Origin of the sequence: Anaerostipes butyraticus (genome assembly GCF_016586355.1) — a bacterium.
Taxonomy (GTDB): Bacteria; Bacillota; Clostridia; order Lachnospirales; family Lachnospiraceae; genus Anaerostipes; species Anaerostipes butyraticus.
In genome coordinates this window covers 190,067-214,264 of the sequence record NZ_BLYI01000043.1, presented here as the reverse complement: position 1 = coordinate 214,264, position 24,198 = coordinate 190,067, and the positions used below count along the sequence as shown (strand labels likewise).

The following is a 24,198-nucleotide window of genomic DNA, read 5'->3' as shown; positions in this document are numbered from 1 at the left end:
GGTGAGCGCGTATGGCAAAAGATTTTTTCGGACGTCTGGAAGAGACAATTTCCACGACAGGGAAGGCAGCAGCACACAAAGCCAGAGAAGTGGCGGATTCAGCCAAAAGGTATAATGATATCCGCATCGCGAAGAAGGATCTGAATGATCTGTACCGGCAGGTAGGAAAGAAGTATTTTAAGGAGACGATGGATTACCCGCAGGCAGAATATATAGATCTGTTTAATCTGATCGAAAAGCTTCAGGGCGATATTGAGATTCTTCAAAAGGAACTCGATAAGGAAGAAGAGATGAAAAGTAAAAAAGAAGACTAAAAAAAGATCTTGCAAAGATATTCTTTGCAGGATCTTTTTCTTTGGGAGGAAATTATGATACAAACAATAGAAATGACAGATATTGGAAACGGAAGGCCGTCCAATCAGGATGCGTATTTGATCAAAAAGGGAAAGCACGAAGGAAAGCAGTGCCTTCTGGCAGCGGTATGTGACGGAATGGGCGGTTTGAGACGGGGAGAAATTGCGAGCCGGTATATTATTGAACTTCTGAAACAGTGGTTTGATGAAGTGCTGCCTGGATTAATAAGGAAAAAGAAAATCGACAGAATCCAAAAAGATCTGATTGGCCTGATTAAAAAGTCAAATGATAATCTCCTGCTTATGAGTGAAGATACAGATGAAACAATGGGGAGTACACTGACCCTTTTATTTGTCCTTGGAGAGCAGTTTTTCGTGCTTAATGTAGGAGACTCCAGGGCTTACTGGTTTGAGCAGGGCAGAAAATATGTTACCACAGATCATACTCTGGCGCAGCTTGAAGTAAAAGCGGGGCATATGACGAGGGAACAGGCAAGGAGAGATCCAAGGAGGCATATCCTGATTCAGTGCGTCGGGGTGACCAAAGACATAAAAATTGACTGTTACAGAGGCAGAATAGAACCAGGGATGGAATTTCTGCTTTGTACAGATGGTTTTTACGGCCGTTTGGAGGAAGAGGAAATTTACCATGTGGATTCGGATCAAAATGAGATGCGGATGTGGGTTGAAGATTGTTTTCGAAAAGTCAAAGAAAGAGGTGAGCTTGATAATCTTTCATGTATTCTGATCAAAGTACCGTAGAAACAGAAATTTTTCAGGGGAAATACCGAAAGATCAGGGAACTGAAAACCGGGGGCATGGGAAAAGTCTTCCTGGTGGAAGAACGCAGGAAAAAGAAACGCTATATCATGAAGATTGTTCCGGCAGATAAGAAAGGACTGCGGGAAGCAGAATATTTGGAAAAGGCAGAAAATCTTTCGGGGATTCCAAAAATCATGCAATGGGAAAAAAATGAGCATGAGATTTTTATGGTTATGGAGTATGTTCGTGGAAATTCGCTGAAAGAACTGGTCAGTAAGAAAAAGAGAATCGGAAAAAGAAAACTCATCCGATGGAGTCTGGCGCTTTGTGAAATTCTGCAAGGTCTCCATCAAATGGAGCCACCGGTTATCTGCATGGATTTAAAACCGGAACATGTCAGGATAACACCGGCAGGAAAGGTATATCTGATTGATTTGGGAATCAGTGCTTATGAGGGAGAAGAACTGGAAGGGTATGGAACAAAAGGATTTGCCGCGCCGGAACAGAGGAAAAAAGGCAGTCGGGCCGATGTGCGTCTGGATATTTTCAGTTTTGGAAAAATCCTGGATTTTTGTAAAAAGAGAATGCGGTGGAAAGGCATGGAAACGGTGATAAGACAATGTACCAGGAAACGGCAGAAGGACCGGTATCCATCGATGGCTGTGCTGAAGCAGGCATTGAAAAGAGAAAGAAGACGGGAAACTCTGAAAATAACAGCTGCTTTGATAATAATTTTTGGCCTGTCAGCAGGGATTGGCAGGCTCTCTTTTTCTGAAAATGCCTCCGGTGCAATGCCAGTGGATGCAAAAAGAGAAATGCAAAAATATTTGTTCGGGGATGAAAGGAACCGTCCGGATTATATTATGGCAGAACAATGTATAACAGAATGGCAGGGAAAAGATTCGGAAATCAGCAGATACGAACGACTCCTGGACGCCATGGAAAATCCAGGGAAAGTACAGTCATGGGAAGTAATATGGCAGGATCTTAGGAAAAATCCGGCTCCTGGATTGTATGAGACATGCTTTCTTTCGCAGGTGTATCTTACACGGCAGAAACAGCTTGCTTCTTTTGGAAAACCAGCCTGGCAGGCCTGGAAATTATTGGAAAAACAGAAGGACCGGAAAGTTTCCGGAATTTACTGGAAGCGGCGCATAGAAGATGAACGTCTGCAGGCAGCCGGAAATCTTGCTCTTCAGGGAGAAGAGGAATTCCTTCGGGAAATTGCCGGAGAATATCTGCAGAAAACAGGGACACAGGAAAAAGCCTGGAGTGGATACCGAAGGGTGGTGATGTTTCTGGAAAGAGAAGGAAAAGATATGTCTTCTTATTATGAGAACTTTTTACAGAAGTTTCCCTGCTGTGAAGAGGCCTATGTAGAATATGGAATCTATCTCTGCCGTCTTGGAAGGTGGAAAGAAGCTCAGAAGATTTACAGGCGGGGGAAAAATAAGACCAGCATGGCAGGGGAAAAGGCAGGAGAATTAAAGGAGAAACTTGGAATATGAAAAAAAGATATCAGATCATTCCGGCAGCAGCAGGAATATGTCTGGCCATATGGATTTTATCTGCGGCCGCAGTACGGATTCGCGGAAATTACAAACCGTGGGAGCTGACATGGAGCAGGGAAGAGGAAATGCCGTATTTTCGCTCAGCTGCGCATTTAAAAATACAATTAAAAGAAGGCGCAGATTCCAGTCAGATAAAAGTGTTTGTAAACAGCAGGCAGCAGGATCTTTTGTGGCTGGAAGAAAAAACTACAGAATTATTTTTTGAGGAGGAAGGTTTTTATGAAGTGGAAATACGTCATAAAGACGGGGAGTATTATCACCGCAGGATTTATGTAGAACTTTCAGATCCCTCTGCACCGAAAATTTCCACAGGCGGTTACAAAGAAGGAATCTGGACAAAAGAAGATGTGGCTTTGAAGCTGCTGGGAGCAAAATCTTTGACCGGCATTGATCATTATGAATACAGAGGAGAAGGTGGAGAATGGAAGGAAGTTTTGGATGAAAAAATTTTTCTGGATGAAACGATGGATGAACGAGTTCAGGCAAGGGCAGTCTCCAAAGCAGGAAGGCAGGGAGAGATTTCAGAAATCCGGATAAAAATCTGGAAGATCAGACCCAATAAGGTGAAGCTTTACTGTAAAGAAAAAAGTACAAATGGATGGTTTCGCAAAATCCCAGTCATCTATTGGGAGCATCAGCTGCTGGAAGGCGGACCGGAAACCAAACTTTATTTTGAGCTGATCTGCCTGGACAGTGGAAAGAAAAAGGTAACGGAAGGGGAAATTCCGGAGATCAGAGAAGAAGGGAGATATCAATTATCTGCCTGGGCGAAAGATGAGGCAGGAAATCGTTCTGAGACAACAGAACCGCTGAATCTATGGATTGATTTCGGCGCTCCGGAGATTTCCATCTGGGGTGCAGATCAGATAAAAAATGGCTTCTGCCGCAGAAAACAGACCGTGTGCATTTGGATTAATGATAAAAATATCACGCCCTCTTCCATGAAAATTCAGACTTCCGGGAAAAGGCTCCTGGGATGGAAACCAATGGGAAATGGATATTATACGGCTGTCGTCTTTCAAAAACAGGGAAAACATTACCTGAAGGCGGAAGCCCGGGATCAAGGAGGAAACAAGACAGAGAAAAAAATGACCTTTGTGCTGGATGATCAGAAACCGGAAATCTGCATCCGGGGAATAGAAAATCACAAAACCTATCGAAAGAATATAAAACCGGAAATCTCGATTCGGGATGAGAATCTGTATCGATCCAGAATAGAAATACTGTGCGGCGGTGAAAAAATAACAGACAGGATACTTTCCAGAGACGGGCATTATACGATCACTGCAGCAGCAGAGGATAAGGCAGGAAACAGGACGGAAGTAAAAAAAGTGTTTACGATCAATAAAGCGGGAATCCTGATTTCATTTCAGTCTCCGGAAATTAACGGAAAAATTATTAATAAGAAAAAATTCCAGCCGTCTTTTCTGGTAAAAAGCATGGATCCTGTTCAGGTAATCGGATTTATGGTAAATGGCAGAAGTGAAGCCTGTGAATCTGAAAAAGACATCATCCGGCTGAAAAATCCGCTGGAAGAAAACGGACCATATGAGATCAGACTGATTCTTAGTGACGCATCGGGAAATTATGGAATATCAAAAAATATAAAATTTACTTATGATACAAAACCTCCGGAAATTCAGATTCTTGGACTTGATCCGAATGGGAAAATTTCATATGGGAAAGAGATATTGATAAGTCTGCGTCAAAAAGAAGATATTCTGGAATCCGTGTGTATCGATGGAAAAAAAGCAGAGATAGTGGAAGGAAAAGCAAAGGCTGCGGCGGAAGATCTGGGCAGACATCGTCTCTCCATCCTGGCAAGGGATATGGCAGGAAATGAGATAAAGAAAGAAATATGGTTTACTGTGGAGAAGGCCGTGCCTCAGATCATAAAAGAGGCGGTAAGAAAAAATGGGACCGGAAAAGGGCTGCGCTGTATATTTTACGGTGGGATTTTGCTGGCTGTATGTGGAGCAGGCGCTGTGCAAATCATAAAAAAGCGGGGAACAAGGTTATAATCTTCGAAATTCTATGCTATAATATTATTCATGTATGTATTTGAATCAATGGAGGAAAAGAATTATGGCAGAAGAATTAAAAGAAACAAGAGAAGAATTTGAAAAAGAATTAGAAGCCTCTTTAGAAAAAGCAGAGACAAACGAAAGTGCCACATGGGCTCATCTGGAGCAGATGAAAGAAGATGAAACGATCCTTCCTCTTACGGTAGGCGGCGTTGTAAAAGGCGGAGTTATTGTATACGTAGAAGGAATCCGCGGCTTTATTCCGGCATCTTTACTGTCTACAAGTTATGTGGAAGATTTAAATGTATGGCTTCAGAAAGATGTTGAGGCTAAGATTATTACAGTAGAAGAAGAAAACCAGAGACTGGTTTTATCTGCCAAAGCAGCAGCAAGGGAAAGAGAAAAACAGGAAAAAGAAAAGAAGATCGCCCAGCTTAAGACAGGCACGGTGGTAGAAGGAACAGTAGAAAATCTGATGCCTTATGGAGCATTTGTTGATATCGGAGACGGAATCAGCGGACTGGTCCACATTTCACAGATGAGCCGGAAGAGAGTAAAATCTCCGGAAGAAGTGGTAAAAGAAGGCCAGAAAGTGACAGTTAAGATTATCAAAGTAGCAGACGGCAAGGTAAGTCTCAGCATGAAAGCGATTGAGGAAGATGCGGAGGCTGCTGAAAAAGCGAAAGAAGTTGGAGTTGAGTATACGGAAGAAGCTGCAGGAACCAGTCTTGGAGATCTTCTGGCTAATATTAAATTATAGAGAGGTACATATGGCAGGATCAAGTTTTGGAACGGCTTTTCGTATTACAACGTGGGGAGAGACTCACGGTGCGGGAGTTGGAGTTGTGATTGACGGATGCCCTGCGGGCATGGAACTTTGCGAGGAAGACATTCAGAAATATCTGGATCGAAGGAAACCGGGACAGTCTCGGTATACAACTCAGAGAAAAGAAGGAGATCAGGTGGAAATCCTTTCCGGAGTCTTTGAAGGAAAGACAACTGGGACTCCGATTTCTCTTATAGTGCGCAATCATGATCAGAGATCAAGAGACTACAGTAATATTCAAGATGTTTACCGGCCGGGACATGCAGATTATACTTATGATGCGAAATACGGATTCCGGGATTACAGAGGAGGAGGACGTTCTTCCGGCCGGGAGACCATCGGACGGGTTGCAGCCGGAGCGGTTGCGGCCAAAGTCCTTCAGGAACTGGGAATTCATATTCTGACATATGCCAAAGCTATTGCTGGAATTGAGATTTCAGAAGATTCTTTTGATGAAAAAGAAATTGGTCAGAATCCTTTTTATATGCCGGATCACGGCGCAGCTGAAAAAGTACGGGAATACGCGGACCGCATGATCAAAGAGATGGATTCGGTCGGCGGTGTCATCGAGTGCGTGATAGAAGGCGTCCGGCCGGGAATTGGAGATCCGGTCTTTGACAAGCTGGATGCGGAGCTGGCGAAAGCAGTCATGTCCATTGGAGCGGTAAAAGGTTTTGAAATTGGAGACGGCTTTAGGGCAGCGTCATCCAGAGGATCAGAAAACAATGATGAATTTATGATGCAGGATGGAAAAGTCATTAAAAAGACCAATCATGCCGGAGGTATTCTTGGCGGAATCAGCGACGGAAGCACGATTATTTTCCGGTCAGCAGTGAAACCGACGCCTTCCATTGCCAGAGGCCAGCAGACGGTCAGCAGAGACGGTGAAGATGTGGAGATCCATATCAAAGGCCGTCACGATCCAATGATCGTACCCAGAGCTGTGGTAGTTGTGGAGTCAATGGCTGCCATAACATTGCTGAACGGTATTTTGAAAAATCTGGGAGCAACGATGGATCAGGTAAAAAAACTTTACAGGTAATGGTGGAAAATCTATGTATGAATTGATAAAAAAGGATGGAAGAGCAAAAAGAGGACGATTAAAAACGGTTCATGGAGTTATTGAAACACCGGTTTTTATGAATGTAGGAACGGCAGCGGCGATCAAAGGCGCTGTCAGCACAGATGATCTCAGGCAGATCGGCACACAGGTGGAACTGTCTAATACATATCATCTGCATGTGCGTCCGGGAGATAAACTGATCAAAGAATATGGGGGACTTCATAAATTTATGAACTGGGACCGGCCGATTCTTACGGATTCCGGCGGGTTTCAGGTGTTTTCTCTGGCAAAATTAAGAAAAATCAAGGAAGAGGGCGTTTCCTTTTCTTCTCATATTGACGGCAGGAAAATATTTATGGGACCGGAGGAGAGCATGCAGATCCAGTCCAATCTTGGATCGACGATTGCAATGGCATTTGATGAATGTCCGCCGCATCCTGCAACAAGAGAATATATGCAGAATTCAGTGGACAGGACAAGCCGCTGGCTGGAACGCTGCAAAAAGGAGATGAACCGTCTGAACTCTTTGGAGGATACGATCAATCCGCATCAGATGCTGTTTGGAATCAATCAGGGAGGAACGTTTGAGGATATCCGTATTGAGCATGCCAGGACGATTTCAGCCATGAATCTGGACGGATATGCCCTCGGAGGGCTTGCGGTCGGCGAGAGCCATGAGGAGATGTATCATATTCTGGATGAGACAGTTCCTTATCTTCCGGAAGATAAACCAACATATCTGATGGGAGTCGGAACGCCGGCTAATATTCTGGAATCGGTAGACCGGGGAGTGGATTTCTTTGACTGTGTATATCCGACAAGGAACGGCCGTCATGGTCATGTATATACCAATCAGGGAAAACTGAATTTATTTAATAAAAAATATGAACTGGATCACCGGCCGATCGAAGAAGGATGTCAGTGTCCGGCATGCAGAAGTTACAGCAGAGCCTATATCCGGCATCTTCTGAAAGCGAAAGAAATGCTGGGAATGCGTTTATGTGTCTTGCATAACTTGTATTTTTATAATACAATGATGGTTGAGATTCGTGAGGCAATCGAAGCAGGAAACTACAAAGAATATAAAAAACAGAAGCTCGAAGGCATGGCGAATTAATTATAAGAGAAAAATGGAGGAAGCAAATGAATACTACAGGATTGATTATCTGGGTCATTGTCATTATCGCTTTTATGTATTTTGTAACGATCAGACCTCAGAAGAAAAAAGATGAGCAGATGAAAGAGCTGATCTCTTCTTTAGAGGTTGGAGACAGCATTCTGACATCCAGTGGTTTCTATGGAGTGATTGTAGATAATCTGGATGACTCAACAATCATCGTAGAATTTGGTAATGACAAGCACTGCCGTATTCCGATGGAAAAATCTGCGGTGACTGCGGTGGAGAAAGCAAACGCAGAACAGGAAGAAGAATAGGAAAAAAGAGTTCCGGCTGAGGAACTCTTTTTTGTTTTGTGTGGAACTCCCGCGTTTCATAAGATAAACTGTCCATATTATCTCAGCGGCGGTCGTTATTGCTTTTGCCAGGCTTCTTCCAGACGGTCCATCAGATGATCCGGAACGTGCAGAGAACCGCGACCGGTTCCAAGCTGAATATCCGGTTTATTGGTTCCGTGAAAGTCAGAGCCGCCGGTTTCCAGAAGGGAATATTGTTTCGCCCATTCCCGGAGCCGGGTGATCTGCCCGATGTGATGCGTTGAGTGGTATACTTCCAGTCCCAGCAGGCCGTTGTCTTTCAGATATTCGATCAGATGCCGGAGTTCTTCGTTAGAGTAGTGATACTGAAAAGGATGAGCAAGAACCGGTATGCCTCCTGCCGCACGGATCAGGGATAATGTTTCTTCCGGTGCCAGAAATGGTTTTGGAACAAAATATTTGCAGGTTTCTCCAAGATATTTGCGAAAAGCCTCATCTTTGGTTTTACAGATCCCTTCTTCCTGGAGAACACGGGCAAAATGTGCCCTTGTGATAACGGTATCAGGATGTTTGCCCTGGAGTTTTTCTAATGTAACAGGATATCCGTCTTTTTGGAATAATGAGATCATTTTTAAATTTCGATTCATTCGGCCTTCTCTTATGGCGGTCAGACGGTCATTCAGCGTTTTGCTGGCGCAGTCGATGCCATATCCGAGAACGTGGATTTCGCGGCCGGAGATATCACATGAGATTTCTATTCCGGGAATAAAGTGAATGCGCGGATTCAGAGCCAGAATCGAAGGAATTCCTTCTGTGGTATCATGGTCTGTCAGAGAAAATCCATACAAGCCGAGAGATTCTGCCTGGGAGACGATTTGTGCCGGACTAAGGGTTCCATCTGAACAGGTAGAATGAATATGCAGATCAATCATAAAGCGGGTCCTCCTCGTAAGAAAATATAATTGGTTTGTCTTTTAGTTTATCATAAAAAGGAATAGAAGACAAAAAGGCGGCATAGGCTATAAGCAGAGGAGGAGATGTGATGGAGATAGGGAAAAAAGGAATTTATGTGGTGCAGAGCCTGATTGTTTCTTACATTATAACCGGTATTATTTTATGTGTGCTTGCGCTGATTATGTATCAGCTGAAGTCTGGAACAAAGATTGCAGAGGCAGGAGTGACGGCGACTTACATTCTGGCTTCCATGGCAGCAGGGTGGACTGCAGGCAGAAGAATTGGAAAAAGAAAATTTTTATGGGGACTGGCATCAGGAATTCTTTATTTTTTGATCCTGCTGTGCATTTCTGCGGTGATTCATCCGGGGGAAGCATTGATTTCAGGAGAACGCGTCACAGTATTTCTGCTGTGCGCGGCAGGCGGTATGCTGGGCGGCATGTTTGGTTAAAGAAGAAGTTCATTGTTGTCAAAAATACGGGAATATGATATAATATGTCAAGCTATATTGAGATAACAGGAGGAAAATAAGATGAAACATATTAAGACCCTGACCAATAAGACACTGCAGAATACAGTAAAAAAAGGCGGATGCGGAGAATGTCAGACATCCTGCCAGTCAGCTTGTAAGACATCCTGCACAGTAGGAAATCAGACTTGCGAACACAGCAAATAATAAAAAAAGATTTTTTTCAGCAAGTGAGGCGTTCCGGGCGGGCCGCCTCACTTTGTTGTGCAGAAGACAGGGATTGAACGAAATGGAGATAGATAAGGAGATTAGGAACGATGGTTCATCAGTATAAAAACAATGGATATAATATGGTGCTTGACGTTGCAAGTGGTTCTGTCCATGTGGTAGATGATCTGAGCTATGAGATCATTGCCCGTTATGAGGATCATTCTTTGGAAGAGATTCAGAAGGAATTATCTGATCATGATCCGAAAGAAGTGCAGGAAGCTTACGAAGAGATCCAGAATCTGGAAAAAGAAGGCGTGCTGTTTACCGAGGACTGCTATGAGGATTATATCTGCGAATTTAAAGAACGTCCTACGGTTGTGAAAGCTTTATGCCTTCATATTGCCCATGACTGTAATCTTGCCTGCAGATACTGTTTTGCGGAAGAAGGGGAATACAAAGGCCGCCGTGCTTTAATGAGCGCCGAAGTTGGAAAAGCGGCGCTGGATTTTCTTGTGAAAAACTCTGGAAACCGAAGAAATCTGGAAGTGGATTTCTTTGGAGGAGAACCGCTGATGAATTTCGATGCAGTAAAAGAGATCGTCGCTTATGGACGTTCCCTGGAAGAGAAGAATCATAAGAAATTCCGCTTTACACTGACAACTAACGGAGTTTTGTTAAACGATGACATTATGGAATTTGCCAACCGTGAGATGGACAATGTGGTGTTGAGCATTGACGGACGGAAAGAAGTTCATGATTATATGCGCCCTTTCCGCAATGGAAAAGGAAGCTATGACTTTATCATCGATAAATTCAAAAAATTCGCAGACAGCAGGAATCAGCAGAAGTACTATGTGAGAGGTACTTTTACCCATCATAATCTGGATTTTTCCAAAGATATCTTCCATCTGGCAGATGAGGGATTTGAGCAGATTTCCGTAGAGCCTGTGGTTGCGCCGGAGACAGAAGATTATGCCATTACCAAAGAAGATCTTCCAAAAATCATGGAAGAATATGATATCCTGGCAAAAGAGATGATAAAAAGAGAAAAGGAAGGCAGAGGCTTTACATTTTTCCATTTTATGATTGATCTGACAGGGGGACCGTGTGTGGCCAAGCGTTTATCAGGATGCGGTTCAGGAACAGAATATCTGGCGGTGACACCATGGGGAGATTTATATCCGTGCCATCAGTTTGTAGGGCAGGATGAATTCTGCATGGGAAATGTTTTTGACGGAATCAGCAGAGAAGATATCGTAAAAGAATTTAAGGCAAGCTGTGTCTATACGAAAGAGGAATGCAGAAACTGTTTCGCGCGTTTTTACTGCAGCGGAGGATGCAGCGCTAATTCCTATAATTTCAATGGAACCATTGATGGAACCTATGAGATCGGATGTGAACTGGAACGTAAGCGCGTAGAGTGTGCATTAATGGTAAAAGCGGCTCTTGCACTGGAGGAAGAGGGGCAGGAAGAAGCTTAGGCATCAGAAAAAACAGAAGATAACGATAAGAAAGAGTATTGCGGCAGGCCCGGATACTCTTTTTGTCGATGAAGAAAGATAATGGAGACAAAGATGGAACAGTGGTACATATATAAAAAGAAAGCAGACTTTGCCGGAATCGGGGAAAAATACCAGATTGATCCGGTCATTGCCCGTCTGATCCGGAACCGGGATGTGATCAGTGATGAGGAAATCCATTCTTATCTTTATGGAACGATGAAAGATGTATCGGATCCTTTGCTTCTAAAAGGAGCAAAAGAGACGGCAGAGATTCTGGAGAAAAAAATCCGGGAAGAGAAGAAAATCCGGATTATTTCTGATTATGATGTAGATGGGGTGATGTCCAATTATATTCTGTGGAAAGCATTGACAGATCTGGGCGGCATTGTGGATTTTACGATTCCTAACCGGATGAAGGATGGATATGGAATCAACCAGTCCCTGGTCAGCCGGGCAGTCAAAGACGGCATTGATACGATCATTACCTGTGACAATGGGATTTCAGCGGGAGAAGCGGTGAAATACGGAAGAGAACAGGGACTTACAATGATCGTGACGGATCATCATGAAGTTCCGTTTGAGGAACTGCCGGACGGAACCCGGAGAGAAATCCTGCCTGAAGCTCATGTGGTTGTAGATCCGAAACAGAAGGAATGTCATTACCCATATCCTCTTTTATGCGGAGCCGGGGTAGCTTTTCAGCTTATGAGAGCATTGTACCGGGATTTGGGAAAGAAAGAAGAATCATTGGAGAATCTTCTCCCTTTTCTTGCGGTTGCCACTATCTGCGATGTGGTGGATCTGACAGGAGAAAACCGTATTTTTGTAAAAGAAGGGCTTTCCAGGATTCATGAGACAGGAAATACAGGCTTTCAGGCGCTTTTGAAGGTTCATGAACTGGATCAGAAAAAGATTGCTTCTTATGACTGTGGGTTTGTCATTGGTCCATGCATCAATGCCAGCGGAAGACTGGATACGGCGGAAAAGGTCATGGGACTTTTCCTGGAACGGGATCCGGTGAAAGCAGAAGCCGTGGCCTCTGAATTGAAAGAATTGAACGAAGAGAGAAAACGAATGACCGAAGAAGGCGTGGCGCAGGGAATAGAGCAGGCTCAGCTCTGCATGGACAAGGGAGATAAGGTGCTGGTTGTTTATCTCCCGGAATGTCATGAAAGCGTTGCGGGCATCATTGCCGGAAGAATCAAAGACCGGCTTCATCATCCGGTGTTTGTGCTGACAGACTCAGAAGATGGAAAGAAAGGATCCGGAAGATCCATTGAGACATATTCCATGTTTGAGGAAATGATGAAGATCAAAGATGTTTTTACAAAATTCGGAGGGCATCCAATGGCAGCAGGATGCTCCCTGGAAGATGGGCGTCTGGATGAATTCCGGGAAAGAATCAACCGCCAGTGCACCCTCACAGAAAAAGATTTTATTGATAAAGTACATATTGACGCGGATATGCCGGTTGATTACATTACAATGGATCTGATCCGGCAGATGTCAGTGCTGGAACCTTTCGGAAAAGGAAACAAAAAGCCGCTGTTTGCCCATAGGAAATTAAAGGTTGAAAGGGTGCGTGTGTTTGGAAAAGGTAAAAATGTGATTAAATTAGCGTTAAAGAGTAGCCAGGGCACGAGGATTGATGGTATGATTTTTGAGGAGGAAGAAAGTTTTCGAGAAAAAATGCAGGAAATGCAGTATATTACATGTACTTATTATCCTGTGATCAATGAATATCAGGGGTATCGAAATCTTCAGATCCAGATTCAGAATTACTTTTTTACGGAGGAATAGGAAATGGGAAATATCAGGCTGGTGGCAATGGATTTGGATAATACATTGCTGGACAGGAATAAGCAGATTTCAGAACATACAAAGGAAGTACTTCAGGCAGCGGCAGATCAGGGAGTTGAGATCGTGCCGGCTACCGGAAGAATTTTTAAGGCAATCCCGGATTTTTTAAGAGAGATGGAAGGGGTTCACTATGCCCTGTGCTGCAATGGTGCAACGGTGTACGACAGGATCAGAGATGAGATCATTTACACCAATCATCTGGAAGCGGAAACCGTATTTCGTCTGCTGGATGTTCTGGAAAAATATCACTGTACCCAGGATATTTACCGAAACGGGCAGGGATACATGGAACCAAGATTTCTGCGCCATCTGGATGAATACAAGATTGAAGGTCCGATTTTTGATCTGATTCTTCGAACCAGAAAGGAGGTTGCAGATCTGAGGAACTATATTCAGGAAAACCCTCAGGGAATTGAGAAAGTCTGCAGCTTTTTTGACGATATGGAAGTCAGGGAAACGGTAAAAGAAGAATTGAGGGCGCTTGAGATTGCCAATGTGGCCAGTTCTCTTCCAAATAATATAGAGATCAATCAGTTTGGATGCGATAAGGGAGATGGCCTGACACATCTTGCGGAGTATCTTGGCCTGACAATGGATCAGGTAATGGCCTGCGGAGATGCGGAAAACGATACGAAGATGATCGAGGCGGCCGGACTCGGTGTTGTTATGGAGAATGGAACCAGGGAGCTGAAAGAAATCGCTGATTTCATTACAAAGACTAACAATGAAGATGGAGTCGCATATGCCATTGAAAAATATGTTTTGTAAATAAAACATACAGGAGGCAGATCTGGTTTTCGGAGAGGGTCTGCCCTCCTTTTAACCGAATAAAAAACTTGTCAAAAAAAATTTAAAAAAAGTGTTGACATTTATCTTCAAACATTGTATATTATTATCTGTCGTCAGGAAAACGACAAACGAAACGAAAGAACGGGATCATAGCTCAGCTGGGAGAGCATCTGCCTTACAAGCAGAGGGTCACAGGTTCGAGCCCTGTTGGTCCCATTTTCTATGAATATCATAGAATCAATTACATATGGCGATGTAGCTCAGTTGGCTAGAGCATACGGTTCATACCCGTAGTGTCAGCAGTTCGAATCTGCTCATCGCTATGTCAGGAAGAGATGTATTTTTATCGAATACATCTCTTTTTTTCTTTTCTGCTGTTATGAATCAGGTTATAATAATGGTAACAGAAAATATGTAAGATTACAGAATAAAAGGAGACTCATTATGAGGATAGGAACAGGATATGATGTCCATCGGCTGGAAGAAGGCAGAAAATTAATTCTCGGGGGTGTGCAGATTCCGTTTGAAAAAGGACTGCTGGGACATTCCGATGCAGATGTTCTGCTGCATGCAGTTTCAGATGCTCTGCTGGGAGCGGCGGCTCTTGGAGATATTGGAAAACACTTTCCGGACACGGATCCGGCATTTGAGGGAGCAGACAGTCTGAAGCTTCTGGAAGAGACGGTTCGTCTGGTGAAAGAAGAAGGGTATAAAGTAGGAAATGTAGATGCAACGGTGATTGCACAGAAACCTAAACTTGCGTCATATATCCCCAGGATGAGGGAAAACATCAGGAAAGTCCTTGAGGTAGAAGAGAACCAGGTAAATATAAAGGCAACAACAGAAGAACATCTTGGATTTACGGGAGAAGGCCTGGGAATCAGTGCTCAGGCAGTCTGTCTGCTGGAGGAGCGCTGATATATGGATTTAAGTTATGAAAAGAAAGAAAGAAAAACAGAAATCTATCAGATGTATCAGGAGATTTTCGAGGATCCGGAAGAATTTGCCCGGTATTATTTTGAGGAAATCTATCCGGGAAATAGAGTGCTGACCGCGCAGGAACATGGAGAGATACGGGGAATGATCCATCTGAATCCCTACAAAGTGAGGGCAGGCAGGAAGGACTGGACACTGCATTATATTGTAGCTGTTGCAGTCAGAGAGCAGTACCGGCGGCAGGGAATCATGGCACAGATGCTGGAGCGCTGTCTGAATGATATGGCGCAGAAAGGGGAGCCTTTTACGTATCTTATGCCGGCAGACCGTGCTTATTATGAACCGTTTGGATTTGTCTTTATCATGGATTGGACGGAGGCGCAGGTTCGGGGAGAAAAGACAGAAAAACAGGGTGTGATCATGGCAGCGGATGAAAAAGATTATGATGAAATTTCTGATTTTCTGGAGGAATTTTTAAAAAAATTTCGTGTTTATACAGTGCCGGATCAGGCTTATCTTGAAAGGACACAGCGGGAAAGCCAGAGCAGTGATGGTTCTTTGATGGTATGGAGAAAGGAAGGCGCGCTGCGGGGAGTTTTTGCTGAAGGAAAAGAAGATGACGATGTATTTCTCAGATGGGCTTTTTCAAAAGAGCCGGAGCAGATGCTGACACAGATCAAAGGCCGTTTCCCAGACCGGGTGATTGAGATTACAGGAGGGAATATCAGCCCGGGCAGTCAGGTGCCAAAGATTATGGCAAGGATCACATGCCTGAAAGCGTGGGAAAAAATTCTGAAAGGAAGAAAAAATGTTTCGTTCCGGCTGAACGTAGAAGATCCGCTGATCAGGGAAAATAATGGGACATTTTGTTTTGAAGCTGGATTTGAAGGAGTAAAAATCAGAAAAGAAAGGGAAGACGGTGATGCCCAAAAGATTTTAATAGAGGATTTGACCCGGGTATTCTTTGGATATGAAGCAGAAAAGATTCTGGAGCAGTATCCGTATCTGGAGAGTATCCAGCCAGCAGAACCTGTTTATATTTCGGAGGAGGTATGACCTATGAAACTAATGTTTATCGGCGCAGACCATGAAGTAACCGGAAGCTGTCATTATGTGGAAGCGTGCGGGAAACGGTTTGTTGTAGATTATGGGATGGAACAGGGAGTTAATATTTATGAGAATGCGGAGCTTCCGGTCAGTGCGGCAAAACTGGATTTTGTACTCCTGACCCATGCTCATATTGATCATTCAGGAATGCTTCCGCTGCTGTATGCAAGAGGATTCCGAGGACCGATCTACGCAACAAAGGCAACAACGGATTTGTGCCAGATCATGCTTCGAGACAGCGCGCATATCCAGGAATTTGAAGCGGAATGGCGGAACCGCAAGGCAAAAAGATCCGGAAAACCGGAAATCATTCCAGTCTATACAATGGAAGATGCGGTTAATGTGATGGATCAGTTTATCCCTTGTTCTTATAAGGACAGGACAGAAGTATGCAAAGGAATCGAAATCCGGTTTACAGACATTGGACATCTGCTTGGATCAGCCAGCATTGAGGTGTGGCTGAATGAGGAAAATGTACAGAAAAAACTGGTATTTTCCGGAGATATCGGAAATACCAATCAGCCGCTGATCAAAGATCCGCATTATACGGATGAGGCGGATTATGTGATTATGGAATCTACTTATGGCGACAGGTTTCATGAAAAACATCCGAATTATGTGGATGAACTGGCAGAAGTGATACAAAGAACCTTTGACCGGAAGGGAAACGTGGTCATTCCGTCATTTGCCGTAGGGCGGACTCAGGAACTGCTCTATTATATCCGGCAGATTAAAAGTGAAGAACTGGTAAAAAATCATGGGGATTTTAAGGTGATTGTAGACAGTCCGCTTGCGGTAGAAGCCACTCAGATTTTTAATAAAGATGTGGAAGAGACATATGATGAAGACGCCATGGAACTGGTGCGCAGAGGCATCAATCCCATTACATTTTCCAATCTCCAGCTTTCTGTGTCCACGGAAGAGTCTAAAGCGATCAACTTTGATGAAGAGCCGAAAGTGATCATTTCTGCCTCCGGCATGTGTGATGCGGGAAGAGTGAGGCATCATCTGAAACATAATCTGTGGGATCCGAAAAATACGATTGTGTTTGTCGGCTATCAGGCATATGGAACACTTGGCCGTGCTTTGGTAGAAGGGGCAAAAGAAGTGAAGCTGTTTGGTGAGACGATCAAGGTTCAGGCAGAAATTCTGCGCCTGGAAGGAATCAGCGGGCATGCGGACAAGAAAGGGCTGATCCGCTGGATCCGGGAATTTGAAAAACAGCCGGAGATGGTGTTTGTTGTTCATGGCGAGGATAAGGTATGTGATATTTTTGCGGAATGTCTGCAGCAGGATTACGGCCTGCCGGCAAAAGCGCCATACAGCGGGGATACATTTGATCTGGTGTCCGGCAGATGGACTGCATGGGGCTCCAGAGAACTGGTAAAGAAGAAACTGCGTCCGCAGAGTGGCGCTTATATCCGGCTGAAAGCTGCGGCAGAGAGGCTTCAGGCTGTGGTAGAGCATAATGAAGGAGGAGCCAACAAAGATCTTGCCAGGTTTGCAGATCAGATTCTTGCATTGTGTGATAAATGGGACCGCTGATGGGAATATCCGCCATCATATTGACAAACGGCCGTAAAATCGGTATGCTATGTGTCATAGGAGCCCTCTTGGTTAGAAGAGGGGCGGCGTATGGATGTACCCGCAGGTATAATAAATTTGTTTTCTGTAAAAGTACAGGAGGAAGATAATCAGTATGACAGTATTAAAAGCAGAGGATATGATGTGTGACCATTGTGTCGACAGGATCAAGAATGGACTGGAAGATGCGGATATCGATGCCGAGGTGGACCTAGGCGATAAGACGGTGAAAATAGAGGGCGGCGATGAAGTCGTTGAAAAAGCAAAAGAGATTCTGGAAGATCTGGGATTTCTGGCAGAAGAAATTTGAACTGCAGTTTAAAAAGAATGCGGTAAAATAAGGATGAAAAGGGTATTGCGGGAAGCAATATCCTTTTTGCATTTTCAGACAGAGTATGTTACCATCTATTAAGGTATCCTGGAGATAAGAATCCGGGAAGGTTCATGAGAAGGAGCGCATGGAAACATGGATGAGAGAAAGAGGAAGCGCGAAGACGCGGTCCGTATTAATAAATATTTAAGTCAGGCAGGCGTCTGTTCCAGGAGACAGGCGGATGTTATGATCGGTGAAGGCAGAGTTCAAATAGACGGAGAGACGGCATCCAGCGGGATGAGAGTGCTCAGAGGCCAGAAAGTAACTGTGGATGGAAAGCCGGTCCGCATTCAGGAGGATCTTGTTTTTCTGGCATTTCATAAACCCAGGGGAATTGTTTGCACAACAAGCCGCAGAGAGAAAGATAATATTGTAGATTACATTGGCTACCCAACCCGGATTTATCCGGTAGGAAGGCTGGATAAGGAGTCTCAGGGGCTGATCCTTATGACCAATGACGGGGAAGCGGCAAATCGAATCATGAAAGCCAGGAATTATCATGAAAAAGAATATGAAGTAACTGTAAATAAGAAGATCACAAAGGAATTCATAGAAGGAATGAGGAATCCTGTGCCGCTGAAAGAAATCCATGCTGTCACAAGGAAATGCAGGGTTGCAAAGGAAGGTCCCAATCAGTTTCGGATCATCCTGACGCAGGGATTAAACCGCCAGATCCGGAGAATGTGTGAATATTTCGGATACCGGGTTACCAGACTAAAAAGAGTCAGAATTATGAATATCCATCTGGGGGATCTGAAGGAAGGAGAATACCGGCCTTTGACATCCCGGGAATTACGTCAGTTGAAAGAGGAATTGGAACGTGAATGATGTAGAAAGAATGAAAGAACTGATTGCCATCCTGAATCGTGCGGGAAAGGCATATTATCAGGAAAACAGGGAAGAAATCAGCAATTATGAATATGATAAACTATATGATGAACTGAAGGATCTGGAAGAAAAGACAGGAACGGTCCTTTCTTCCAGCCCGACAATCCATGTGGGATACGAGTTGATGACATCTTTGGAGAAAGAAGCACATCCATCTCCGATGCTGTCGCTGGATAAGACAAAAGATCCTCAGGAGCTTTCTTCCTGGCTTGGAGACCAGGAAGGCCTTTTGTCATGGAAACTTGACGGTCTGACGATCGTTCTGACTTATGAAGGCGGGGAACTTGTAAAAGCAGTAACAAGGGGAAATGGGGAAGTGGGAGAAGTCGTAACCAGCAATGCGAAAGTTTTTGTGAATATTCCCCGTAAGATCTCTTATCAGGGACAGCTGGTCATACGCGGAGAAGCTGTTATCCCATACTCAGTGTTTCAGAAAATGAATGAGGAAATCGAGGATGTGGACAGCCAGTATAAGAATCCGCGAAATCTCTGCAGCGGTTCTGTACGTCAGCTTAACAGTGAAATTACCGCAAAACGGAAAGTTCATTTTTATGGATTCAGTGTAGGGGATGCGGAAGGTGTGGATTTTCATAATTCCCTGGAAGAGAAGATGAAATGGGCAGCAGATCTGGGATTTGACATGGTAGAGTATGTAAGGGTCAATGCAGAAAATGTTCAGCAGGAAGTGGAGCGGTTTTCTGAGAAAATAAAGGATTTTGACCTTCCATCGGATGGTCTTGTTCTGGCGCTGGATGATATTGAGTATGGAAAGAGTCTTGGAAGAACGGCTAAGTTCCCAAGAGACTCCATTGCCTTTAAGTGGGCAGATGAAACAGCAGATACACATCTCCTGAAGGTAGAATGGAGTCCGTCCAGGACAGGTCTGATCAATCCGGTTGCGATTTTTGAGCCTGTTCAGCTGGAAGGAACGACGGTAAGCCGCGCAAGTCTCCATAATATCAGTGTAATGGAGGAACTTGAACTGGGAATCGGGGATGAGATTACAGTTTATAAAGCGAATATGATCATCCCTCAGCTGGCAGAGAATAAGACGAAGAGTGGAAATGTTCCGATACCAGAAGTCTGTCCTGCGTGCGGTGGAGAGACCAGGATAGAAGATGAAAACGGGATAAAGACTCTGGTGTGCACCAATGAGTTCTGCAGCGCCAAAAAGATCAAGTCGTTTTCTCACTTTGTTTCCAGGGATGCCCTGAATGTGGACGGATTGTCTGAAGCGACACTGGGGAAAATGATAGACCGGGGATATTTGAAAGAATTGTATGATCTTTTTGATCTGGAGAAATACCGGGAAGAGATCATTGCAATGGATGGATTTGGTGAGAAATCATTTGAGAATCTTATTCAGGCTATCAATAATGCCAGGGAGCCGGCACTGGCAAACTTTATTTACAGTCTTGGAATTTCCAATGTCGGATTGTCCAATGCCAAGCTGATCTGCCGGCATTTTCATAATGATCTGGAGGCAGTCCGCCATGCTTCTGTTCAGGAATTTACAGAGATTGATCAGATTGGACCGATGATCGCAGAAGCAGTGGTATCTTACTTCAGGACGCCTCACAATGTGGAAGTTGTAGACAAACTGCTGGAGAAGATTCATTTTAGACAGGAAGAAGAAAATACAGAGGAACAGATCCTGGAAGGAAAGACCATCGTTATTACGGGATCTTTGAATCATTTTGGCAACCGTAAAGAGCTGAAAGAGCGAATTGAGCAGCTTGGAGGAAAAGTGACAGGTTCTGTTTCGAAAAAGACAGATTATCTGATCAATAATGATAAGGAATCATCATCTTCGAAAAATAAAAAAGCAAAAGAGCTGGGGATTCCGATCATCAGTGAAGAAGATTTTCTTGAAATGATGCATTAGATTTAGAGGAGGAGAGAAATTATGCCGATTCGGATTGACAATGATTTGCCGGCCAAGGCAATTTTGGAAGAAGAAAATATTTTCGTCATGGATAAAGAAAGGGCCTGCACACAGGATATTCGTCCTCTGCGCATCGCGATTTTGAATTTAATGCCAAATAAACTGGACACAGAGCTTCATCTGCTGCGCAGTCTTTCGAATACGCCTTTGCAGCTGGATATTACATTTTTACAGACAGAGTCTTATGTACCGACTCATGTATCAGAATCCCATCTGGAAAAATTTTATCATTATTTTTCTGAAATCCGGAATCATAAATTTGACGGTCTTATCATAACCGGGGCTCCGGTGGAATTAAAGGAATTTGAAGAAGTGGCCTACTGGGATGAAGTGGCGCAGATCATGGAATGGTCTAAAACTCACGTAACGTCGACTCTTCATATCTGCTGGGCTGCCCAGGCAGGGCTTTATTATCATTATGGAATCAGGAAGCATGTACTTGACAAGAAGATTTCCGGCGTGTATGAGCACCATCCGCTTCATAATAAGATTCCTCTTGTGAGAGGATTTGATGATATGTTTTATGTTCCTCATTCCAGAAATACCGGTGTAGACGGTGAAGCAATCCGCCGGAACAAAGAGCTTACGGTAGCGGCTGAGTCGGATGAGACAGGACCGTATCTGATTTTAAATCAGGACGGCAGTCAGATTTTTGTGACAGGACATCCGGAATATGATGTCATGTCTCTGGATCAGGAATACCGGAGAGATCTGAAGAAAGGTCTGAATCCGGAAATTCCGAAAAATTACTACAGGGACAATGATCCGGCAAAGGGTCCGGTAAAATCCTGGAGATGCCACGCAAACGCCATGTATTATAACTGGCTGAATTATTACGTTTATCAGGTAACACCATACATATTATAAGGAGAACAACGTCCATGATAAAATTGATTGCAACAGATATTGACGGAACTTTACTGGAAGAGGGAACGCTGGATCTGAATCCGGAATACTATGATGTAATCCGGGAGCTTAGGAAAAGAGGCGTTCTGGTCATCGCCGCCAGCGGACGTCAGAGAGCGAGCATTGAAAAGGTATTTACACCGGTTCTGGATGATATGATTTTCATTTCAGAAAACGGAACCTGCATTTATTCAAAGGAATATCAGTATGTCGATAAGATTCAGCCGGAAGTTGTCCGGGCTTTTGTGGAAGAGGCAAGACAGTATCCCGGATGTGAAGTCGGCATCAGTCACGATAACATGGGATATTATGAAAATATCGGAATTTACCAGCGTCTGGTAGGAGACTATGGATACAGAGGAAAACTGGTGGATGATGTATGCGATTATGATGATGGCGTATGCAAGATCAGTATTTTTCACCACAATGATGCAGAAAAAATAGTCGGACAGGATTTCCTTGAGCGGTGGAACCGGGTGATGCATGTGGCTGTATCAGGAAAATCCTGGGTGGATGCGTCAAATATGAATGTAAATAAAGGTTCTGCCCTGAAACATTTTCAGGACGAATATGGGATCACTCCGGATGAGACGCTGGCGTTTGGCGATAACATCAATGACATTGAAATGCTGCACCGGGCGAGTCACAGTTTTGCGGTGGCAAACGCAAGAGATGAGGTAAAAGAAGCGGCCAATTTTGTAACGGCTTCCAATAAAGAGGACGGAGTGCTGCAGGTATTAAAGGCTGTGATTCGAGGTGAGTTATGTTAGAAGCAGTGATTTTTGATATGGATGGCGTGATTGTGGATACAGAACCGGGCTATCTGGCGGCGGTCAATCGATTTTTGAAACGATTTGGAAAATCGATTGATTCAAAATTTAATGAACAGTTTTTCGGAGGATCTGCTTATGATATGTGGGCAGTGACGAAAAAACATGTGGGACTGGATCACCTGACTGTAGAAGAATGCATGAAAGGAATGGAAGAAGAACGAGAGAAGATGATCCGGCAGGAAGGGTACCGGGCAATCCCCGGAACGATTCCGCTGATCCAGGATCTTTATGACCGCGGAATTCCTCTGGCTGTAGCTTCTTCTTCGTCCCTTTCAGAAATAGAAAAAGTGACAAAATATCTGAATGTAAGAAAATATTTTGCAAAGATCGTCTCAGGGATTGATGAGTGTGAGCATGCAAAACCGTTTCCGGATGTTTTCTTAAAAGCAGCCAGAAAACTGGACGTCAAGCCGGAAAACTGTCTTGTGATCGAAGACTCCAGCAATGGGGCGCTGGCTGCGAAAAGAGCCGGCATGAGAGTCATAGGATTCCGGAATCAGGAATGTGGAAATCAGGCTCTGGAATCAGCTGATTATGTGGTAACGACCATAGAGGATGTAGATTATGCCCTGTGTCAAGAAGTGGGAAATAAAAATGACATATAAAGAAGCAGTAAATTATTTGAATGAGACGGCAGGTTTCGCCAAAAAAAACAAGCTGGAACATATAAAATATCTGATGGAGTGTCTGGGAAATCCTCAGAGAGAAATTCGTTTTGCCCATGTGGCAGGAACCAACGGAAAAGGATCGGTTTGTGCGTTTCTGGAGGCTTTTCTTCTGGAAAAAGGATGGACAACAGGAGTTTTTTCCTCTCCTCATCTTGTATCAGTCAATGAACGGATTCGCCTTAATGGACAGGATGTGTCGGATGAACTTTTTGCAAAGGCATGCAGCCGTGTAAAAGACGCAGTGGAGGAGGATTTGAAAAAAGGTGGAACTCATCCGTCTTTTTTTGAATTTTTATTTCTGATGGCACTGATCATATTTCAGGAAATAAAACCGGACTGCTGCATCATAGAAACCGGAATGGGCGGCAGATATGACGCAACGAATCTTTTGGATCCGGAAATTTCGGTGATCACCTCCATCAGCATGGATCACATGGAATTTCTTGGAAATACTCTGAAAGAAATCGCATTTCATAAAGCCGGGATCATAAAACCAGGAAAACGGGTGCTGTCCTGCGGCCAGGAAGAGGAAGTAATGCAGGTGATCCGGGATGAAGCAGGAAAAAAACAGGCTCTTTTGGAAGTAGTTTCTGAAGATAATCTTAATTTTAATGAAAAACCGGGGAAATATATTGATTTTTTAAATTCCAATGCTTATGATAGGAAGAGGGTTGCGGGAGATTTCCAAAAAGAAAATATTTCTCTTGCAATACGGGCGGCGCAGCTGCTGTCAGGATCTCTTAGTGACGAGAAGATCGTAAACGGATTGCGGCATCTTGTGCTGCCGGGACGTATGGAAGAAGTGCTTCCCCGTGTTTTTGTCGATGTAGCGCATAATATGCAGGGGATCGAGGCATTCTGCCGTACGGCAGAGAGACAGTTTGCCGGAATGAAAAAAAGGATTTTATTTGCGGCATCTCACAAAAATGAAGAAGATTACATGCGGGCAAGATTACGGAATCTTTCAAAGACAGAATGGTTTTGCCAGATTGGTATTGAAGGCAGAAGAATTGACCAGCAGGAATTTATGTCCGCATTTGAACAGTTGATAAAAGATAGGGATGAGGATACGGTATGTTTTATCGTAGGCTCATTTTATCTGGCAGGGATAACAAAGAAATGTATGATCAGGAGGAAATAA

At 43.9% G+C, this 24,198-nt stretch carries 24 protein-coding genes and 2 tRNA genes; 25 read left to right on the top strand and 1 reads right to left on the bottom strand.

Annotated elements, in window-relative coordinates:
- Nucleotides 1–11: 11 nt before the first annotated feature.
- The 8 genes from JMF81_RS10380 (at nt 12) to yajC (ending at nt 8,033) form a co-directional block, all read left to right on the top strand.
- On the top strand, nt 12–314 hold the full coding sequence (locus tag JMF81_RS10380; RefSeq protein ID WP_201311383.1) for a hypothetical protein: 303 nt from the start codon (nt 12–14) through the stop codon (nt 312–314).
- Between the two features lie 54 nt (nt 315–368).
- Entirely contained in the window at nt 369–1,115 is a 747-nt protein-coding gene (locus tag JMF81_RS10375; RefSeq protein WP_201311382.1) for a PP2C family protein-serine/threonine phosphatase, read from the top strand.
- Entirely contained in the window at nt 1,091–2,623 is a 1,533-nt protein-coding gene (locus tag JMF81_RS10370; protein ID WP_201311381.1) for a serine/threonine protein kinase, read from the top strand. Before JMF81_RS10375 ends, JMF81_RS10370 begins: the two co-directional genes overlap by 25 nt.
- On the top strand, nt 2,620–4,707 hold the full coding sequence (locus tag JMF81_RS10365; protein WP_201311380.1) for an Ig-like domain-containing protein: 2,088 nt from the start codon (nt 2,620–2,622) through the stop codon (nt 4,705–4,707). The genes JMF81_RS10370 and JMF81_RS10365 overlap by 4 nt, the downstream gene beginning before the upstream one ends.
- 64 nt (nt 4,708–4,771) lie before the next feature.
- Nucleotides 4,772–5,470, top strand: coding sequence for a S1 RNA-binding domain-containing protein (locus JMF81_RS10360; protein ID WP_201311379.1), 699 nt, complete (start codon nt 4,772–4,774; stop codon nt 5,468–5,470).
- A 10-nt stretch (nt 5,471–5,480) separates the two neighbouring features.
- Nucleotides 5,481–6,578: a chorismate synthase gene (aroC, locus tag JMF81_RS10355; RefSeq protein ID WP_201311378.1), complete on the top strand. Its 1,098-nt coding sequence runs from the start codon at nt 5,481–5,483 to the stop codon at nt 6,576–6,578.
- 13 nt (nt 6,579–6,591) lie between these two features.
- Nucleotides 6,592–7,716 (top strand): tRNA guanosine(34) transglycosylase Tgt, encoded by a 1,125-nt coding sequence (tgt, locus tag JMF81_RS10350; protein ID WP_201311377.1) that lies wholly within the window; start codon nt 6,592–6,594, stop codon nt 7,714–7,716.
- Between the two features lie 26 nt (nt 7,717–7,742).
- Nucleotides 7,743–8,033 (top strand): preprotein translocase subunit YajC, encoded by a 291-nt coding sequence (yajC, locus tag JMF81_RS10345; protein WP_201311376.1) that lies wholly within the window; start codon nt 7,743–7,745, stop codon nt 8,031–8,033.
- Nucleotides 8,034–8,128: 95 nt separating this feature from the next.
- Here the strand turns inward: yajC and JMF81_RS10340 are convergent, their stop codons facing one another.
- Nucleotides 8,129–8,965, bottom strand: a complete 837-nt coding sequence (locus tag JMF81_RS10340) for a PHP domain-containing protein (protein WP_201311375.1) — start codon at nt 8,963–8,965, stop codon at nt 8,129–8,131.
- Between the two features lie 110 nt (nt 8,966–9,075).
- Here JMF81_RS10340 and JMF81_RS10335 point away from each other — a divergent pair, with 110 nt between their 5' ends.
- The 17 genes from JMF81_RS10335 (at nt 9,076) to JMF81_RS10255 (ending at nt 24,198) form a co-directional block, all read left to right on the top strand.
- On the top strand, nt 9,076–9,438 hold the full coding sequence (locus tag JMF81_RS10335) for a TIGR04086 family membrane protein (RefSeq protein WP_201311374.1): 363 nt from the start codon (nt 9,076–9,078) through the stop codon (nt 9,436–9,438).
- Nucleotides 9,439–9,519: 81 nt separating this feature from the next.
- Complete coding sequence (gene scfA, locus JMF81_RS10330) at nt 9,520–9,663, top strand: six-cysteine ranthipeptide SCIFF (protein WP_009203580.1); 144 nt, start codon at nt 9,520–9,522, stop codon at nt 9,661–9,663.
- 110 nt (nt 9,664–9,773) lie between these two features.
- Nucleotides 9,774–11,147 (top strand): thioether cross-link-forming SCIFF peptide maturase, encoded by a 1,374-nt coding sequence (scfB, locus tag JMF81_RS10325; protein WP_201311373.1) that lies wholly within the window; start codon nt 9,774–9,776, stop codon nt 11,145–11,147.
- A gap of 93 nt (nt 11,148–11,240) precedes the next feature.
- Entirely contained in the window at nt 11,241–12,968 is a 1,728-nt protein-coding gene (gene recJ, locus JMF81_RS10320; RefSeq protein ID WP_201311420.1) for a single-stranded-DNA-specific exonuclease RecJ, read from the top strand.
- A gap of 3 nt (nt 12,969–12,971) precedes the next feature.
- Nucleotides 12,972–13,796 carry a Cof-type HAD-IIB family hydrolase gene (locus tag JMF81_RS10315; protein ID WP_201311372.1) on the top strand — a complete coding sequence of 275 codons (825 nt, stop codon included), beginning with the start codon at nt 12,972–12,974 and terminating at the stop codon, nt 13,794–13,796.
- 164 nt (nt 13,797–13,960) lie between these two features.
- Nucleotides 13,961–14,033: transfer RNA gene (locus JMF81_RS10310), tRNA-Val, on the top strand.
- A 33-nt stretch (nt 14,034–14,066) separates the two neighbouring features.
- A tRNA-Met gene (locus JMF81_RS10305) sits at nt 14,067–14,140 on the top strand.
- Nucleotides 14,141–14,261: 121 nt separating this feature from the next.
- Nucleotides 14,262–14,735, top strand: a complete 474-nt coding sequence (gene ispF / locus JMF81_RS10300; protein WP_274954806.1) for a 2-C-methyl-D-erythritol 2,4-cyclodiphosphate synthase — start codon at nt 14,262–14,264, stop codon at nt 14,733–14,735.
- Between the two features lie 3 nt (nt 14,736–14,738).
- On the top strand, nt 14,739–15,809 hold the full coding sequence (locus JMF81_RS10295) for a GNAT family N-acetyltransferase (protein WP_201311371.1): 1,071 nt from the start codon (nt 14,739–14,741) through the stop codon (nt 15,807–15,809).
- 3 nt (nt 15,810–15,812) lie between these two features.
- A complete protein-coding gene (locus tag JMF81_RS10290; protein WP_201311370.1) occupies nt 15,813–17,405 on the top strand; it encodes an MBL fold metallo-hydrolase RNA specificity domain-containing protein in 1,593 nt (530 codons plus the stop codon).
- Between the two features lie 154 nt (nt 17,406–17,559).
- Entirely contained in the window at nt 17,560–17,754 is a 195-nt protein-coding gene (locus JMF81_RS10285) for a heavy-metal-associated domain-containing protein (protein ID WP_201311369.1), read from the top strand.
- A gap of 156 nt (nt 17,755–17,910) precedes the next feature.
- Entirely contained in the window at nt 17,911–18,645 is a 735-nt protein-coding gene (locus tag JMF81_RS10280) for a pseudouridine synthase (protein ID WP_201311368.1), read from the top strand.
- Between the two features lie 10 nt (nt 18,646–18,655).
- Nucleotides 18,656–20,590, top strand: coding sequence for an NAD-dependent DNA ligase LigA (gene ligA, locus JMF81_RS10275; protein WP_378171641.1), 1,935 nt, complete (start codon nt 18,656–18,658; stop codon nt 20,588–20,590).
- Between the two features lie 21 nt (nt 20,591–20,611).
- Nucleotides 20,612–21,517: a homoserine O-acetyltransferase MetA gene (metA, locus tag JMF81_RS10270; RefSeq protein ID WP_201311366.1), complete on the top strand. Its 906-nt coding sequence runs from the start codon at nt 20,612–20,614 to the stop codon at nt 21,515–21,517.
- A gap of 14 nt (nt 21,518–21,531) precedes the next feature.
- A complete protein-coding gene (locus JMF81_RS10265; RefSeq protein ID WP_201311365.1) occupies nt 21,532–22,326 on the top strand; it encodes a Cof-type HAD-IIB family hydrolase in 795 nt (264 codons plus the stop codon).
- Nucleotides 22,320–22,994 carry an HAD family hydrolase gene (locus JMF81_RS10260; RefSeq protein ID WP_201311364.1) on the top strand — a complete coding sequence of 225 codons (675 nt, stop codon included), beginning with the start codon at nt 22,320–22,322 and terminating at the stop codon, nt 22,992–22,994. Before JMF81_RS10265 ends, JMF81_RS10260 begins: the two co-directional genes overlap by 7 nt.
- Entirely contained in the window at nt 22,984–24,198 is a 1,215-nt protein-coding gene (locus tag JMF81_RS10255) for a bifunctional folylpolyglutamate synthase/dihydrofolate synthase (RefSeq protein WP_201311363.1), read from the top strand. The genes JMF81_RS10260 and JMF81_RS10255 overlap by 11 nt, the downstream gene beginning before the upstream one ends.